Genomic DNA, 14,779 nt, shown 5'->3' with positions numbered 1-14,779 from the left:
TTATCCTTTATTTTCTATAGTAAGCGCGTCGGCTACGAGCGCTTGTTGTTCTTTAGTATGTACTGACATGTAACCACACGCTGGCGATGCAGAGGCTTTACGACCTGCATATTTTAATTTAGCACCTTGTGGGATTGCATCAATAAAGTGATGTTGTGAACAGTACCATGCACCTTGGTTTTGTGGCTCTTCTTGACACCAAATAAAATCAGTTACATGTTGGTAACGCTCTATAATTGTTTGCATTTCATCGTGTGGGAACGGGTATAACTGTTCAACACGTACAATTGCAATATTATCTTGCTCAAGCTTACGACGTTCTTGTAATAGCTCGTAGTAAACTTTACCGCTACAAAATACAACACGCTCTACTTTCTCTGGCTTAATATCATCGATTTCGTCAATCATATTATGGAAAACACCGTGTGAAAGCTCTTCAAGTGATGAAGTAGCAAGCGGGTGACGAAGTAGTGACTTAGGCGTCATAACAATCAATGGACGACGAAGTGGTCGAACTGATTGACGACGAAGCATAGCGTAAACTTGCGCTGGCGTTGAAGGAACACATACTTGCATATTGTGATCAGCACATAGTTGCAAGAAACGCTCTAGGCGTGCTGAACTATGCTCTGGACCTTGACCTTCGTAACCATGAGGTAACAATATTGTAAGACCACATAGACGGCCCCATTTTTGCTCACCAGAACTTAAAAATTGGTCAAATACTACTTGAGCGCCATTGGCAAAATCACCAAATTGAGCTTCCCAAAGTAGTAGTGAAGTTGGCTCCGCAGTTGCATAACCATATTCAAAGGCAACAACAGCTTCTTCAGAAAGAACAGAGTCAAATATTTGAAAAGTACCTTGGTCTTCACTCAAGTGTTGAAGTGGCGTATAAGTAGCACCGTCTGATTGGCTATGAACTACCGCATGACGGTGGAAAAAAGTACCACGTCCTGAATCCTGACCCGTTAAACGAATATCAGTACCTTCAGTTGCAATTGTTGCATAAGCAAGCGTTTCAGCCATACCCCAATCAAGTGGTTTCTCTCCAGAAGCCATTAGTTTACGGTCGTCATAGATCTTTTTAACGCGTGACTGTGCTTTATATTGCTCTGGGTAAGAAGCTATCTTCTCACCAAGAGCCTTAAGCTCTTCTAAAGGTACGCTAGCATCATACTCAACGTCCCATTCATGACCAACATACTTTGCCCAATCAGAAGAATGTGAAGTCTCTGGCTGGATTTCAGAAACAACACAGTTACCTTCATCTAATGCATCACGATATTCATCAGCGAGCGCTTTAATTTCTTGTTCAGAGAAAGAACCTTCAGCAATAAGTTGATCTGCATAGATTAAACGCGGCACTGGATGTTTTTTGATTTTTTGGTACATAACAGGCTGAGTTGCATTAGGCTCATCAGCTTCATTGTGACCATGGCGACGATAACAAACTAAATCGATTACTACATCACGCTTAAACTGATTTCTAAAATCAAGTGCAATTTGAGTAACAAATGCAACTGCTTCAGGATCATCTGAATTAACATGGAAGATAGGAGACTGGACCATTTTAGCAATGTCAGTACAGTATGGCGTTGAACGAACGTCATCTTGCTTCGAGGTTGTGAAACCTACTTGGTTGTTAACAACAATACGAATACTACCACCACAACTAAACGCGTTAGTTTGTGACATATTAAACGTTTCTTGTACAACACCTTGACCAGCAATCGCAGAGTCACCATGGATCGTAATTGGTAATGCTTTAATACCAGAGCTGTCACCTAAGCGATCAAGACGAGCACGCACAGAGCCCATAACTACTGGATTAACAATTTCAAGATGTGATGGGTTAAAAGCAAGTGCCATATGTACATTGCCACCTTTGGTAGCAAAATCAGACGAATAACCCATATGATACTTAACATCACCAGAACTTAATGTTTCTTTATGAATACCAGCAAATTCATCAAATAACTCTGATGGGTTTTTACCAAGTACGTTCACAAGAACATTTAAACGACCGCGGTGAGCCATACCAATAACAGCTTCTTGTTGGCCGCTTTCACCAGCACGGTGAATAAGCTCTTTAAGCATTGGAACTAACGCATCACCACCTTCAAGTGAAAAACGTTTAGCACCTGGAAACTTTGAGCCTAAATATTTTTCAAGACCATCAGCTGCTGTAAGCCCTTTAAGGATACGAAGCTTTTCATCCTTTGAGAATTTAGGTCTAGACTGGACAGATTCTAGACGTTGTTGTAACCAACGTTTTTCCTCTGTTGATGTGATGTGCATATACTCAGCGCCAACCGAACCACAATAAGTAGTTTTCAGAGCTTGGTATAATTCACCTAAAGGCATAGTATCGCGCCCAACGGCAAACGATCCTACGTTAAACTCGCGGTCAAAATCACTTGAAGATAAGTCGTGGTACTCTAGCTCTAAATCTCGTACACGTTCTCGCTGCCAAATGCCTAATGGATCTAGGTTTGCATTTTGGTGTCCTCGAAAACGGAAAGCATTAATAAGTTGTAGAACTTTAACCTGTTTAAGGTCACCGCCACTACCCTCTGCTACCACTACTTCTCTATGCTTGTTTTTAGCAAGCTGTGCAAACTGTGCTCGAACCTCTGAATGTTTTACTTCAACATCCACACCATCAACTTTAGGTAATTGTTCAAACACTTCTCGCCATTCGTCTGGCACAGAAGTCGCATCGTCTAAATACGCTTCATAAAGCTCTTCTACATAAGCAACGTTGCCGCCGTTTAAATGTGAAGATTCTAGCCATGCCTTCATCACACCTTCGTGCATTTATAAGCCCTTTTTTTTAGCGCAGAAATTAATAGTTATTATAACAAGATGGCTAATATAATTTTAATATTAGCCATCTTACCTTTACTAAGCTATCAAACCGCTCGGTTTAGTAACATAGATTTGATTTGTCCAATTGCTTTGGTCGGATTAAGACCCTTAGGACAAACGCTAACACAGTTCATGATACTGTGACAACGGAACACACTGAACGCATCGTCTAAATCCGCTAAACGTTCTTCAGTTGCTGTATCTCGGCTATCAGCCAAGAAACGGTAAGCATGAAGAAGGCCTGCCGGACCAATGAACTTGTCTGGATTCCACCAGAACGAAGGACACGATGTTGAACAACATGCACACAAAATACACTCATATAACCCGTCTAATTTATCACGTTCTTCAATAGTTTGAAGACGTTCGCCTGCTGCAGGCTGATCATTAATTAAATAAGGTTTAACTTTTTCGTACTGAGTGTAGAACTGACTCATGTCAATAACAAGGTCACGAACCACAGGTAAACCTGGTAGTGGACGTACTACTATTTTACCTTTGCCATTTTTTTGTAGCGTAGATAAAGGAGTAATACATGCTAAACCATTTTTACCATTCATGTTAACACCATCAGATCCACACACACCTTCACGGCATGAACGACGGAAAGATAATGTAGGATCTTGTTCTTTTAGAAGAATAAGTGCATCCAACACCATCATGTCGTGACCTTCCTCTGTTTGCAAGGTGTATTCTTGCATACGAGGAGCGTTGTCAACATCTGGATTATAACGATAAACTGAAAATTGTACTTGTGCCATCGTCTATCTCCTAGTAAACACGTGCTTTAGGTGGGAAAGCTTCACGCGTTTTAGGCGCATAGTTTACATCACGCTTGCTCATTTCATCCGTTACAGGATTGAATACTGAGTGACATAACCAGTTTTCGTCATCACGATCTGGGAAGTCAAAGCGAGAATGTGCACCACGGCTTTCTGTACGGAAGTTTGCAGCTACTGCAGTTGAGTAAGCTGTTTCCATTAAGTTGTCTAGTTCAAGACATTCGATGCGCTGCGTGTTGAAGTCTGATGATTTATCATCAAGACGAGCATGTTGCAGACGTTCGCGAATTTCTTTAAGTTCTTGAAGACCAGATGCCATTGAGTCACCTTCACGGAATACCGAGAAGTTAAGCTGCATACATTGTTGTAGGTCTTTTTTGATTTGAACTGGATCTTCACCTTGGCCAGCCGTTGAATTTTCCCAACGATTGTAACGTGCAAGAGACGCTTCTAAATCTGATTCTGAAGCAGATTTAGATATTTCAACGTCATTCAGGTACTTACCTAAGAAGTTACCCGCAGCACGACCAAACACAACTAAATCTAGTAATGAGTTACCACCTAAGCGGTTTGCACCATGTACAGATACACAGGCAATCTCACCTACTGCAAATAAACCTTGAACTACTGTTTCGTTGCCTTGAGCATCGATTTGTAGCGCTTGTCCATTTACATTAGTAGGAACACCACCCATCATATAATGACAAGTTGGAATTACTGGAATCGGCTCTTTTGCAGGGTCAACGTGAGCAAATGTTTTAGCAAGGTCACATACGCCTGGAAGACGTAAGTTAAGTGTTTCTTCACCTAAGTGGTCAAGTTTTAACTTAAGATGTGGACCCCAAGGACCATCACAGCCACGACCTTCACGGATTTCAGTCATCATTGAACGTGCAACAACGTCGCGAGACGCTAAGTCTTTTGCGTTTGGAGCGTAACGTTCCATGAAGCGCTCGCCATCTTTATTTAAAAGATAACCGCCTTCACCACGACAACCTTCAGTTACTAGCGTACCAGCACCTGCAATACCCGTTGGGTGGAACTGCCACATTTCCATGTCTTGCATAGAAATACCAGCACGTGTTGCCATACCAACACCGTCACCAGTGTTAATGTGAGCATTAGTGGTTGATGCGAATATACGACCTGCACCACCAGTAGCTAATACAACAGCTTTAGATTTGAAGAAGGTAACTTCACCTGTCTCAATCTCAATTGCAGTACACCCTACTACATCACCATTATCGTTTTTAACTAAATCAAGTGCATACCATTCAGAGAATACATTTGTTTTGTTTTTAACGTTTTGTTGATAAAGAAGGTGTAATAAAGCATGGCCCGTACGGTCAGCAGCTGCTGCAGTACGTGCGGCTTGTTCACCACCAAAGTTTTTCGATTGACCACCGAAAGGACGTTGGTAAACACGGCCATTTTCAAAACGAGAAAATGGTAAACCCATGTTTTCTAATTCAGTAATAGCTTCTGGGCCAGTTTGACACATGTATTCAATAGCGTCTTGGTCACCGATGAAATCGGAACCTTTAACGGTATCGTACATATGCCATTCCCAGTTATCTTCGTGTGAATTACCAAGCGCAACCGTAATACCGCCTTGAGCAGATACAGTGTGTGAGCGCGTTGGAAATACTTTAGATATTAATGCACACGTTTTGCCAGATTCTGTAATTGCTAAAGCAGCGCGCATACCTGCACCACCTGCACCAATTACTACGGCGTCAAATTCACGAACAGAATATTTCACTTAAACACCCCATAATACGATTAGACCAATAGCTACGTAAGCAACGGCCATTAGGTTTAATACAAAACCTAAAACTGCACGAAGCTTTGCGCACTTAACATAGTCTGTAAGAACTTGCCAAAGGCCAATGCGGGTATGAACCATAATGCAAACAAGGGTAATTAACGTAAACCCTTTCATTGCTAGGTTAGAGAAGAGGCCTGTCCAGGCTTCGAAAGTGACTTCTGGCGTCGCTAAAAAATAGCCGATAATAAAAATCGCGTAAGCGCTGATTATTAATGCCGTGGTACGTAAAGATACGAAATCTTGTACACCATCACGTTTTAGAGTTGCTTGATTTAAAACCATATCCACACCCCTGCCAATACGGCAAACACAACACCAAGAGCCATTGAAACTTTAGCGCTGAGGTTACCTGATTCAAGTTCTTCCCAATGTCCCATATCCATAATCATATGACGGATACCACCAATAAGGTGATAACCTAATACAGAAACAGTGCCCCAAGCTATAAATTTGGCAATGAATCCGTTAAACAGACCCTTGACGAATTCAAAACTTTCAGCTGAAGAGAGAGACTCAGACCAAGCCCAAATGACAAACGTTAAAGCAAAAAATAATGCAACACCGGTGACGCGGTGAAAAATTGAAGCTTTAGCCGTTGCCGGCATAGATATAGTTGTTAGATCTAGATTTACAGGTCTTTGCTTTTTCACAGTTACTTGCCCATCTTGCTCACAGTGGAGCTCATCTACTTGTTTTTCTAAAAACCCACCAAATATTACTGATGGAACTATCAAAATAAACGTACCAAAACAATTAAAGTTCACAAACCTGTAAATTTTAAGCTGTTAAGAATATGTTTACCCAAATACAATACGGTTTAAAACCACCGTTAGTATATATACCCACAGGGCTTTTTACAATTCTTGTTTATTTAGAGATGTTTGCGAATTAGCCAATAGTATTATATTTAATTAATACCGAATATTTATTATACATATATGCATAATGTTTATAAAAATTGACTTTAACCCCCTCTTTCACGTTAAAATGAAAAGATGTGCTTAAAACAGATTTCAGAACTTTAAAATCTAAAAATCAGAATAGATATCTTAATAGGAGATACATAACGATGGCAGATAAAAAAGCCACAGTCCAAATTGATGGACTAGATCCAATCGAACTTCCAATTTATCAAGGCACTGCTGGCCAAGATGTAATCGACGTACGTACGTTAGGTTCACACGGTCACTTTACTTATGACCCAGGTTTCATGTCGACTGGTTCTTGTGAATCTGCAATCACCTATATTGATGGTGGTAAAGGTGTACTACTTCACCGTGGTTACCCAATTGAGCAATTAGCTGAAGACTCAAATTACATTGAACTTTGTTACTTACTTTTAAATGGTGAGTTACCTTCTAAAGAACAATATGAAGTTTTTAAGAATGAAATCACTACAAGCACTATGCTTGATGAGAAGATTGCTAACTTTTTCCAAGGTTTCCGCTTCGACGCTCACCCAATGGCAATGCTTTGTGGTGTAGTGGGTGCATTATCATCTTTCTATCATGAAGACCTTGATATTACTGATGCTGAACAACGTAAAACAAGCGCAGTTAAGCTTGTCGCTAAGTTACCAACAATCGCGGCAATGGCTTACAAAACAAATATCGGCCAACCGTTTGTATACCCACGTAACGATTTAAGCTACGCAGAAAACTTCTTACACATGATGTTCTCTGTACCTGCTGAAGAATACAAAGTTAATCCTGTAACTGCAAAAGCAATGGATAAAATCTTTATGCTTCATGCAGATCATGAACAAAATGCATCAACTTCAACAGTTCGTCTTGCTGGTTCATCTGGTGCTAACCCGTATGCATGTATTGCAGCTGGTATTGCATCTTTATGGGGACCTGCTCACGGCGGCGCTAATGAAGCATGTTTAAACATGTTAGAAGAGATTGGCTCTGTTGACCGTATTGATGAATACGTAGCTAAAGCTAAAGATAAAGCTGACCCGTTCCGCCTTATGGGCTTTGGACACCGTGTTTACAAAAACTTTGACCCACGCGCTACAGTAATGCGTCAAACGTGTCACGAAGTTTTAGCTGAGCTGAATATCCAAGATCCACTTCTTGATATTGCTATGAAGCTTGAGCAAATAGCGCTTGAAGACCCGTACTTTGTAGAGAAAAAACTATACCCTAATGTAGATTTCTACTCTGGTATTATCTTAAAAGCGATTGGTATTCCAACAAGCATGTTCACTGTAATCTTTGCAATGGCACGTACTGTTGGTTGGATCACTCACTGGGATGAGATGCTATCTCAGCCTGGTCATAAGATCAGCCGTCCTCGTCAACTTTATACTGGTTACACTCAACGTGACTACGTATCAACTGACAAGCGTTAATTACGCTGGTTAGTTTAAAAAGGCCGCATTTTGCGGCCTTTTTTATTAACAACACTTGAGAATTATCATAAACCGATTACAATTCCTGCCTTAAAACACTATGTAGATTAGCCATGCTTGATTTAAAGTTTGATATAAATAAAATTAGAAACGACTTCCCAACATTAAATCAAACAATAAACGGCTGCCCGCTTGTTTATTTAGACTCAGCAGCAACTTCACAAAAGCCTCAATCAGTTATAGATACAATTACTGAATTCTATACGTTTCAAAACGCTAATGTACACCGTGGACGCCATACACTTAGCGAGCAAGCCACTTATTCATACGAACAAGTACGGGATAAAACTGCACAGTATTTTAATGTGTATAGTAAAGAGATTGTATGGACTAAAGGCGCTACAGAAGCCATTAATTTGGTCGCTAACGGATTAAAAAAACGCTTCAATGAAAGTCATACCATCATGATATCTCCGCTTGAGCATCATGCAAACATAGTGCCTTGGCAAATAGTAAGTCAACAAACGGGTGCTAAATTAATAGCACTTCCACTTAATAAAAATGGCACGCTGAACACCAAAGAATGCTGTGAATATATAAAAAAAATTAAGCCTGCCCTATTAGCTATTACACAAGCATCTAACACACTGGGTAATATTACCGATTTAAAACCACTAATTAGAGCTGCAAAAGGCGTCAATTCTCTTGTATTAGTCGATGGAGCACAAGGTGCACTGCATTTAAAACCCGATTTACGTGAATTAGACTGTGACTTTTATGTCTGCTCAAGCCATAAAATGCTCGGCCCAACAGGATTAGGTGTGCTTTATGGTCGATATGAGCAATTAAATACCCTTGATATTTACCAATCAGGTGGGGAAATGATCGATAAAGTGTACTTAACTCACAGTACTTATCGTCCTGCGCCTGCAAAATTTGAAACTGGAACACCAAATATCTCTGGAGTTTTAGGTTTCGGTGCCGCATTAGACTATTTAAATGAGTTAGATCACGCAAAAATTCAGCAGTATGAGCAAAAATTGTTTAGCTATGCAGCTCAAGAATTGGTAAAGATCGATGGTATTACAATATATAGCAACCTATATGACAATATTGGTACACTCTGTTTCAATTTAAATGATGAACATCCTTATGATTTGGCAACTTTACTTGACGGGTACGGGGTTGCAGTGAGGAGTGGACACCATTGTACACAGCCATTAATGACACATTTAGGGCTTAATGGAACGCTAAGAGCGAGCTTTTGTTTTTATAATACCTATGAAGATGTAGATATATTCATTGATTCACTCAAAAAGTGTATCGCTTTACTGGACTAAACGTCACTTTAATAGAATTAATTAGGATAACTCATGACAAATACGTTTAACAAAGTCACTGAATCTATAAAAAATGCACCCGCTTGGCAGCAAAAATATCGTGAGATAATGCTTTTAGGAAAAACTTTACCTGTTTTAGCTGATGTTTTGAAAACCGATGATGCACTTGTACCTGGCTGTGAAAGCAAAGTATGGATGTTTGTTGAATTTGATTTAACAGAAAATACACTTGTTGTAATTGGTGACTCGGATACACGTATAGTAAAAGGATTATTAGCCATTATTTTAGCGCTTTACAATGGCCTTACACCAGAGCAAGTAGTGAATAAAAATGCGTATGAAGAATTTGAAAAACTCGGCCTTATAAGCCACTTAAGCGCATCACGTGGTAATGGTATTAAAGCTATGGTTGATAAAATACAAACCATGGCACAACAAAAGCTTAGTTAACGAAAACTAAGCTTGTGAGCGTTGTTTTTTATCTAGATATTTACGCACCGCTTTTGCCGCAACAAAAAAGCCGAAGCTTCCTGTGATCATAGTCACAGATCCAAAACCATTATTACAATCCATATTCATCGAGCCATCAGCACTTTGCTTTGCATGACATACACTGCCATCGCTTCCTGGGTAAACCAGTTGTTCTGTTGAGTAGACACAATCAATATTAAACTTACGTTTAGGATTATTACTAAAATTATACTGCTTACGCAAGATATAACGTACTTTTGCAAGTAATGGGTCTTGTGTAGTTTTAGCTACATCACCAAAGGTTATTTGACTAGGATCTGTTTGCCCGCCAGCACCACCGGTTGTAATTATAGGGAGTTTATTACGTTTGCAATGCGCTATTAATGCTGCCTTTTCTTTAACTGCATCAATACAATCAATCACATAATCAAAATCTTGAATATGCTCTTGGATATTTTCAAGTGTAATAAAATCATCTATCACATTAATTTGGCACTCTGGATTAATAAGCTCACAGCGCGCTTTCATTGCCTCTACTTTAGCTTGACCAATAGTACCCGTTAATGCATGAATCTGCCTATTTACGTTAGTGGCGCAAATATCATCCAAATCAATCAATGTTATTTTACCAACACCAGTACGTGCAAGTGCTTCAGCCGCCCAGCTTCCTACACCACCAATACCTACTACACAAAAGTGTGCTTCTTGAAGCCAATCAAATTGTTGATGACCATATAAACGCTTAATTCCGCCAAAACGTATATCTGTAACTTTTTCGCTCATTTACCAATCCAGTTGCCATGGCGACTGCCATGCTTGAAAATCTTGATGTTTAATTAACGCTAAATACTCATCACCGCAGTCAGGTAGTAAAGTAAACTGTATTTGTTCACTATGCCATACAAAACTCAAGGCATATGCATGTAAATATGTACGATTTGAAGACGTACCTGAATACATTGCATCACCTAAAATAGGTGAGCCAACACTTTTTAGTGCTACTCTTAATTGATGCGTCTTCCCTGAGTATGGTTTTAAAAGATACCCTCTAAACCCAGGCTTATAGCTTAGCGAATAAAATCGAGTGATTGCAGGGTTAAGCTTACTCGTTAGTAACTTAAACGAGCCACGGCGAGATTTAGCCATATCGCCTTTAATCCAACCTTGCTTCTTTTTTGGTTTAGCATCACTAATCGCTAAATAGAATTTATTAATCGCATGCTCAGTAAAAAGCGCAGTAAAATTAGCTGCAGCGGCTTTGTTTCTAGCTAAAATAATAAGCCCTGATGTCACTTTATCTAAACGATGAACGGCATAAAGCTTTTGCGATAATTGTTGTTCGGCTAACACAACAAAGCCGGGGCCATCTTCTGAATGAAAATTAAGACCCGCAGGTTTTTCTAAAATATAAAAATCGTTATGTGTAAAAATAATTTTTAATATTTTACTTACTTGTTCACTCACGCGCTTATACTTTTAATATGCGCTATCACCTTCGCTAAGTCATCTGCCGTATCAACTCCAGCATGGGGTGCTATTTGAGCTTGCTCTATTTTGATTTTATAACCATGATACAACACACGCAATTGTTCAAGCGATTCAAGTAACTCAAGTGGCGATACGCTCAATTCTATATATTGTTTAATAAAACCCGCTCTGTACGCATAAATACCTACATGGCGCTGAAATGGCGCTAAATTAAGAGCACTGCTGTCATTCATCATTGTGCTTCTATCAAACGGAATACTTGCACGAGAAAAATACAGCGCATTTTTATTTATATCGCTAACCACTTTAACTGCATTAGGATTAAATACTTCATCACGCTCTTCAATAGCAACACTTAACGTTGCCATTGGTGCTGTTGAATCACTTAATAGTGCAGCAACTTGGGATACATTTTCTGGCGCAAGTAATGGCTCATCGCCTTGTACATTCACCACAATTGTATTACTGTCGAGATCAAGTAAATCAACCACTTCGGCTAAACGCTCAGTACCCGATTGGTGATCTTCGCGAGTCATTACAACATCACTAGTAAATAAACTTACTGCATCAAACACTTTTTGATGATCGGTAGCTATAACCACTTTACTTGCACCTGATAAACATGCTTTTTCGTAAACATGTTGAACCATTGGCTTACCGCAAATATCAGCAAGCGGTTTACCCGGTAGTCGGGTTGATGCAAAGCGAGCTGGAATTACAACTACGAATTCCACTTTTCAACCTCTTCTAAAGATAACTCACGTGCTTCGTTTTCAAGCAATACCGGAATATCGTCTTGAACGGGGTAAGCAAGCTTAGCTGCCGTACTAATTAGTTCGTTGTTTTCTCTATCAAAGCGTAATTTACCCTTACAAACTGGGCATGCAATAATCTCGAGTAGTTTTGAATCAAAGGCCATTGAGTATTCCTTTTTCTTTTAATAATAAATTTAATGTGTTTATTACGCTATCGGAAGGCTCTGCATCTACAGGTAAATAATACCAATTAGGTTTTGCAAAGGACTTACATTTAACCGCGTCTTTTTCGGTCATTATAATGCAATCATCACCAAACTGAATAAAATCATCTGCTGTATAAGCATAATGATCTCTAAAATGATGAGTCGACAATAGCTTAATATTTTGTGCTTCTAATGAGTTTTCAAACCGTTTAGGGTTCCCAATTGCACTTATTGCATGTGCCTCGCTTACGTTACTTTTTGCATCATCACTTGAATTAACTAAGCGAAGGTTACTTACTTGCAGCACGTAGCTATTATTAGCCTCACCGCCATTTTCAATTACTATATCAACACTTTGTAAGCGTTTAGTTGTTTCGCGTAGTGGCCCTGCGGGCATAACAAAACCATTACCAAAACGACGCTCACTATCAACAATACAACACTCAATGCTACGAGGCATTTTATAATGCTGCATTCCATCATCAGAAATAATGACATCTAGCGTATAATTTTTTTCTAATAAATCGATATTGTGTTGTCTATTAGGGCCAACTGCTATTGGGCACTTTAAACGATGGTATAAAAGCACAGGCTCATCGCCAGCCTGTTGGGCGTCAACAACTGAAGTGACTAACAGCGGGTAATTATCTGATTGCCCACCATAACCTCTACTAATAATACCCACTGATAAACCTTGCTCGGTCAAATGCTTATACAACCACAAAACAAAAGGTGTTTTACCATTACCGCCAACACTTATATTGCCAACTACAATTACAGGCGTTTTACACTCAAAAGGTTTAAGTATTTTAGCGCTATATAAGTATTTTCGAAATGACGATACAACCCAAAACAAAGCACTTAATGGTAATAACAGTAAAGTAATTAGACCAAATGGTTTATACCAGCTTTGTTCTATTTTACTCACGCCTGATCACCAAACTGCATTTTGCAAAGGGCTGAATAAGTACCGTCATTTGCTAATAAGCTATTGTGATCGCCACTTTCTATTACACGACCATTATCAATAACATAGATTCGGTCACTGTTTTCGATAGTAGATAAGCGATGCGCAATAACAATTGAGGTTTTATCTTTCATTAGCGTTTCTAATGCTTGCTGAATAAGCTTTTCAGATTCGGTATCAAGTGCTGATGTAGCCTCGTCTAAAATCAAAATAGGTGCATCTTTTAATATTGCCCGTGCTATCGCTATACGCTGGCGTTGGCCACCAGAGAGCATTACGCCATTTTCACCTACCATCGTGTTTAATTGCTCTGGCAGGTCTTTAACAAACTCCCAAACATGCGCTTGTTTAGCAACTTGCTCTAATTCTTCCTCAGACACATCATGCTTTATGCCATAACAAATATTGTTAGCAATCGTATCGTTAAATAACACGACTTGTTGAGACACTAAAGCAAATTGGCGACGCAAATCTGTTAATTTGTAATCTTGCAGAGCAATACCATCAAGCAAAATTTCACTTGGGAGCTCTAAGTCATAGTAGCGTGGTAATAAATTAGAAATTGTTGATTTACCCGAGCCTGAGCGCCCTACTAAGGCAATACTTTCACCCGCTTTAATCGTTAGCGACAAATCATTTAATACAGCTTCATCTTTAGTTGGGTACTTAAAGGTTACGTTCTTAACTTCAATTAAACCTTTAACTTTATCAACCGAAACAGTGCCTGTATCTTTTTCCATTTCTTCGTCTAAAACTAAAAATATACTTTGCGCTGCAGAGATACCACGTTGCATATCACTATTCACATTGGCAAGTTGTTTCAGCGGACGCAGTAACATCATCATTGAGGCAATTAATGCCATGAAGTCACCAGATGTAATCGTATCAATCATTGATGGCAACGACACCGCCCACAAAATAACTGCCATGGCACTTGCCGCTAAAATTTGAATTATAGACACACTAAGCGCTTTAGTTGCGTCCATTTTGATACGTTGCTGACGATTATGATTATTAATTTTCGAGAAGTGATTAATCTCTTGATCTTGACCACCAAAACCATGAATAACTTTATGCCCACTCAGCATTTGCTCAGAGCTACGGGTAACTTGCCCCATGGCAGATTGAATGTTTTTAGAAATGTGGCGAAAACGTTTAGAGACGACGGCGACAATAATAGCAACAAGTGGGATGATCACTAAAAATATCAGTGATAATTTCCAGCTGGTATAGAACATTACCGCAAGTAAAAATACAACAAATGCCCCTTCACGTACGACTATTAGCAAGGCTTTAGTAATCGCTTGTTGAACTTGTTCTGTATCAAATGTGATTTTTGAAATTAAATCTCCCGTTGAGTTTTTGTCATGAAAAGAAACGGGTAAGTGCAATATGTGCTCAAATAACTCTTGGCGTAAAGAACGTACAACTTGGGAGCCTACATAACTTAAGCAGTAAGAAGACATAAAGTTAAAAACACCACGCCCTAGAACTAACGCGATAACGACAAAAGGAGCGTACTTTAAAACTTCTGTATTACGCTGGTTCAAACCTTGATCAATAAACGGCTTCATTAATTGAATAAATAAAGCATCCATTGCTGAATAGCCTATCATCCCAATAATTGCGACAAATGCGACGCTTTTGTAGGTGCCAACATATGAGACAAGACGTTTATAAATTTGTGTAGTACTTTGATCCATAACACTCTCTAA

The 14,779-nt window shown here is 39.3% G+C and carries 14 protein-coding genes; 3 read left to right on the top strand and 11 right to left on the bottom strand.

Annotated elements, in window-relative coordinates; all coding sequences use genetic code 11:
* The 5 genes from sucA to sdhC form a co-directional block, all read right to left on the bottom strand.
* Positions 1-2,820: a 2-oxoglutarate dehydrogenase E1 component gene (sucA, locus tag WNY79_RS13665; RefSeq protein ID WP_342876109.1), complete on the bottom strand. Its 2,820-nt coding sequence runs from the start codon at positions 2,818-2,820 to the stop codon at positions 1-3.
* 95 nt (positions 2,821-2,915) lie between these two features.
* Positions 2,916-3,632: a succinate dehydrogenase iron-sulfur subunit gene (locus tag WNY79_RS13660; protein ID WP_007375751.1), complete on the bottom strand. Its 717-nt coding sequence runs from the start codon at positions 3,630-3,632 to the stop codon at positions 2,916-2,918.
* 10 nt (positions 3,633-3,642) lie between these two features.
* A complete protein-coding gene (gene sdhA, locus WNY79_RS13655; protein ID WP_342876108.1) occupies positions 3,643-5,415 on the bottom strand; it encodes a succinate dehydrogenase flavoprotein subunit in 1,773 nt (590 codons plus the stop codon).
* Positions 5,416-5,763: a succinate dehydrogenase, hydrophobic membrane anchor protein gene (sdhD, locus tag WNY79_RS13650; RefSeq protein ID WP_007586873.1), complete on the bottom strand. Its 348-nt coding sequence runs from the start codon at positions 5,761-5,763 to the stop codon at positions 5,416-5,418.
* Positions 5,754-6,131: a succinate dehydrogenase, cytochrome b556 subunit gene (gene sdhC / locus WNY79_RS13645; RefSeq protein WP_076914908.1), complete on the bottom strand. Its 378-nt coding sequence runs from the start codon at positions 6,129-6,131 to the stop codon at positions 5,754-5,756. Before sdhC ends, sdhD begins: the two co-directional genes overlap by 10 nt.
* Positions 6,132-6,550: 419 nt before the next feature.
* Here sdhC and WNY79_RS13640 point away from each other — a divergent pair, with 419 nt between their 5' ends.
* From WNY79_RS13640 to WNY79_RS13630, 3 genes are all read left to right on the top strand, one after another.
* Positions 6,551-7,837, top strand: coding sequence for a citrate synthase (locus WNY79_RS13640; protein ID WP_007586875.1), 1,287 nt, complete (start codon positions 6,551-6,553; stop codon positions 7,835-7,837).
* A 113-nt stretch (positions 7,838-7,950) separates the two neighbouring features.
* Entirely contained in the window at positions 7,951-9,177 is a 1,227-nt protein-coding gene (locus WNY79_RS13635) for a SufS family cysteine desulfurase (protein WP_342876107.1), read from the top strand.
* A 33-nt stretch (positions 9,178-9,210) separates the two neighbouring features.
* Complete coding sequence (locus tag WNY79_RS13630) at positions 9,211-9,627, top strand: SufE family protein (RefSeq protein ID WP_007586879.1); 417 nt, start codon at positions 9,211-9,213, stop codon at positions 9,625-9,627.
* A gap of 6 nt (positions 9,628-9,633) precedes the next feature.
* On the opposite strand, the gene tcdA is transcribed toward WNY79_RS13630, so the two are convergent.
* Genes tcdA through msbA form a run of 6 tightly spaced genes read right to left on the bottom strand, consistent with a single transcriptional unit; the run spans position 9,634 to position 14,767 of the window.
* A complete protein-coding gene (gene tcdA, locus WNY79_RS13625) occupies positions 9,634-10,431 on the bottom strand; it encodes a tRNA cyclic N6-threonylcarbamoyladenosine(37) synthase TcdA (protein ID WP_024599579.1) in 798 nt (265 codons plus the stop codon).
* Positions 10,432-11,112 carry a TIGR01621 family pseudouridine synthase gene (locus tag WNY79_RS13620; RefSeq protein WP_342876106.1) on the bottom strand — a complete coding sequence of 227 codons (681 nt, stop codon included), beginning with the start codon at positions 11,110-11,112 and terminating at the stop codon, positions 10,432-10,434.
* Positions 11,109-11,870, bottom strand: coding sequence for a 3-deoxy-manno-octulosonate cytidylyltransferase (gene kdsB, locus WNY79_RS13615; protein ID WP_197236958.1), 762 nt, complete (start codon positions 11,868-11,870; stop codon positions 11,109-11,111). The genes WNY79_RS13620 and kdsB overlap by 4 nt, the downstream gene beginning before the upstream one ends.
* Positions 11,858-12,055: a Trm112 family protein gene (locus WNY79_RS13610; protein ID WP_024599582.1), complete on the bottom strand. Its 198-nt coding sequence runs from the start codon at positions 12,053-12,055 to the stop codon at positions 11,858-11,860. The genes kdsB and WNY79_RS13610 overlap by 13 nt, the downstream gene beginning before the upstream one ends.
* Positions 12,045-13,025, bottom strand: coding sequence for a tetraacyldisaccharide 4'-kinase (lpxK, locus tag WNY79_RS13605; protein WP_342876105.1), 981 nt, complete (start codon positions 13,023-13,025; stop codon positions 12,045-12,047). The genes WNY79_RS13610 and lpxK overlap by 11 nt, the downstream gene beginning before the upstream one ends.
* The gene (gene msbA, locus WNY79_RS13600; RefSeq protein ID WP_342876104.1) at positions 13,022-14,767 is read right to left on the bottom strand and encodes a lipid A export permease/ATP-binding protein MsbA; all 1,746 of its coding nucleotides are present in this window, start codon (positions 14,765-14,767) and stop codon (positions 13,022-13,024) included. The genes lpxK and msbA overlap by 4 nt, the downstream gene beginning before the upstream one ends.
* Positions 14,768-14,779 lie beyond the last annotated feature (12 nt).

It is taken from the genome of Pseudoalteromonas sp. AS84, assembly GCF_038900255.1.
GTDB lineage: Bacteria > Pseudomonadota > Gammaproteobacteria > Enterobacterales > Alteromonadaceae > Pseudoalteromonas.
This window is presented reverse-complemented; position numbering and strand designations above follow the sequence as displayed.

What these genes read in the sequence shown, in the direction of transcription:
- sucA (WP_342876109.1), bottom strand. Translation starts at nt 2,820, where the DNA reads ATGCACGAAGGTGTGATGAAGGCATGGCTAGAATCTTCACATTTAAAC.
- WNY79_RS13660 (WP_007375751.1), bottom strand. Translation starts at nt 3,632, where the DNA reads ATGGCACAAGTACAATTTTCAGTTTATCGTTATAATCCAGATGTTGAC.
- sdhD (WP_007586873.1), bottom strand. Translation starts at nt 5,763, where the DNA reads ATGGTTTTAAATCAAGCAACTCTAAAACGTGATGGTGTACAAGATTTC.
- WNY79_RS13640 (WP_007586875.1), top strand. Translation starts at nt 6,551, where the DNA reads ATGGCAGATAAAAAAGCCACAGTCCAAATTGATGGACTAGATCCAATC.
- WNY79_RS13635 (WP_342876107.1), top strand. Translation starts at nt 7,951, where the DNA reads ATGCTTGATTTAAAGTTTGATATAAATAAAATTAGAAACGACTTCCCA.
- WNY79_RS13630 (WP_007586879.1), top strand. Translation starts at nt 9,211, where the DNA reads ATGACAAATACGTTTAACAAAGTCACTGAATCTATAAAAAATGCACCC.
- tcdA (WP_024599579.1), bottom strand. Translation starts at nt 10,431, where the DNA reads ATGAGCGAAAAAGTTACAGATATACGTTTTGGCGGAATTAAGCGTTTA.
- WNY79_RS13610 (WP_024599582.1), bottom strand. Translation starts at nt 12,055, where the DNA reads ATGGCCTTTGATTCAAAACTACTCGAGATTATTGCATGCCCAGTTTGT.
- msbA (WP_342876104.1), bottom strand. Translation starts at nt 14,767, where the DNA reads ATGGATCAAAGTACTACACAAATTTATAAACGTCTTGTCTCATATGTT.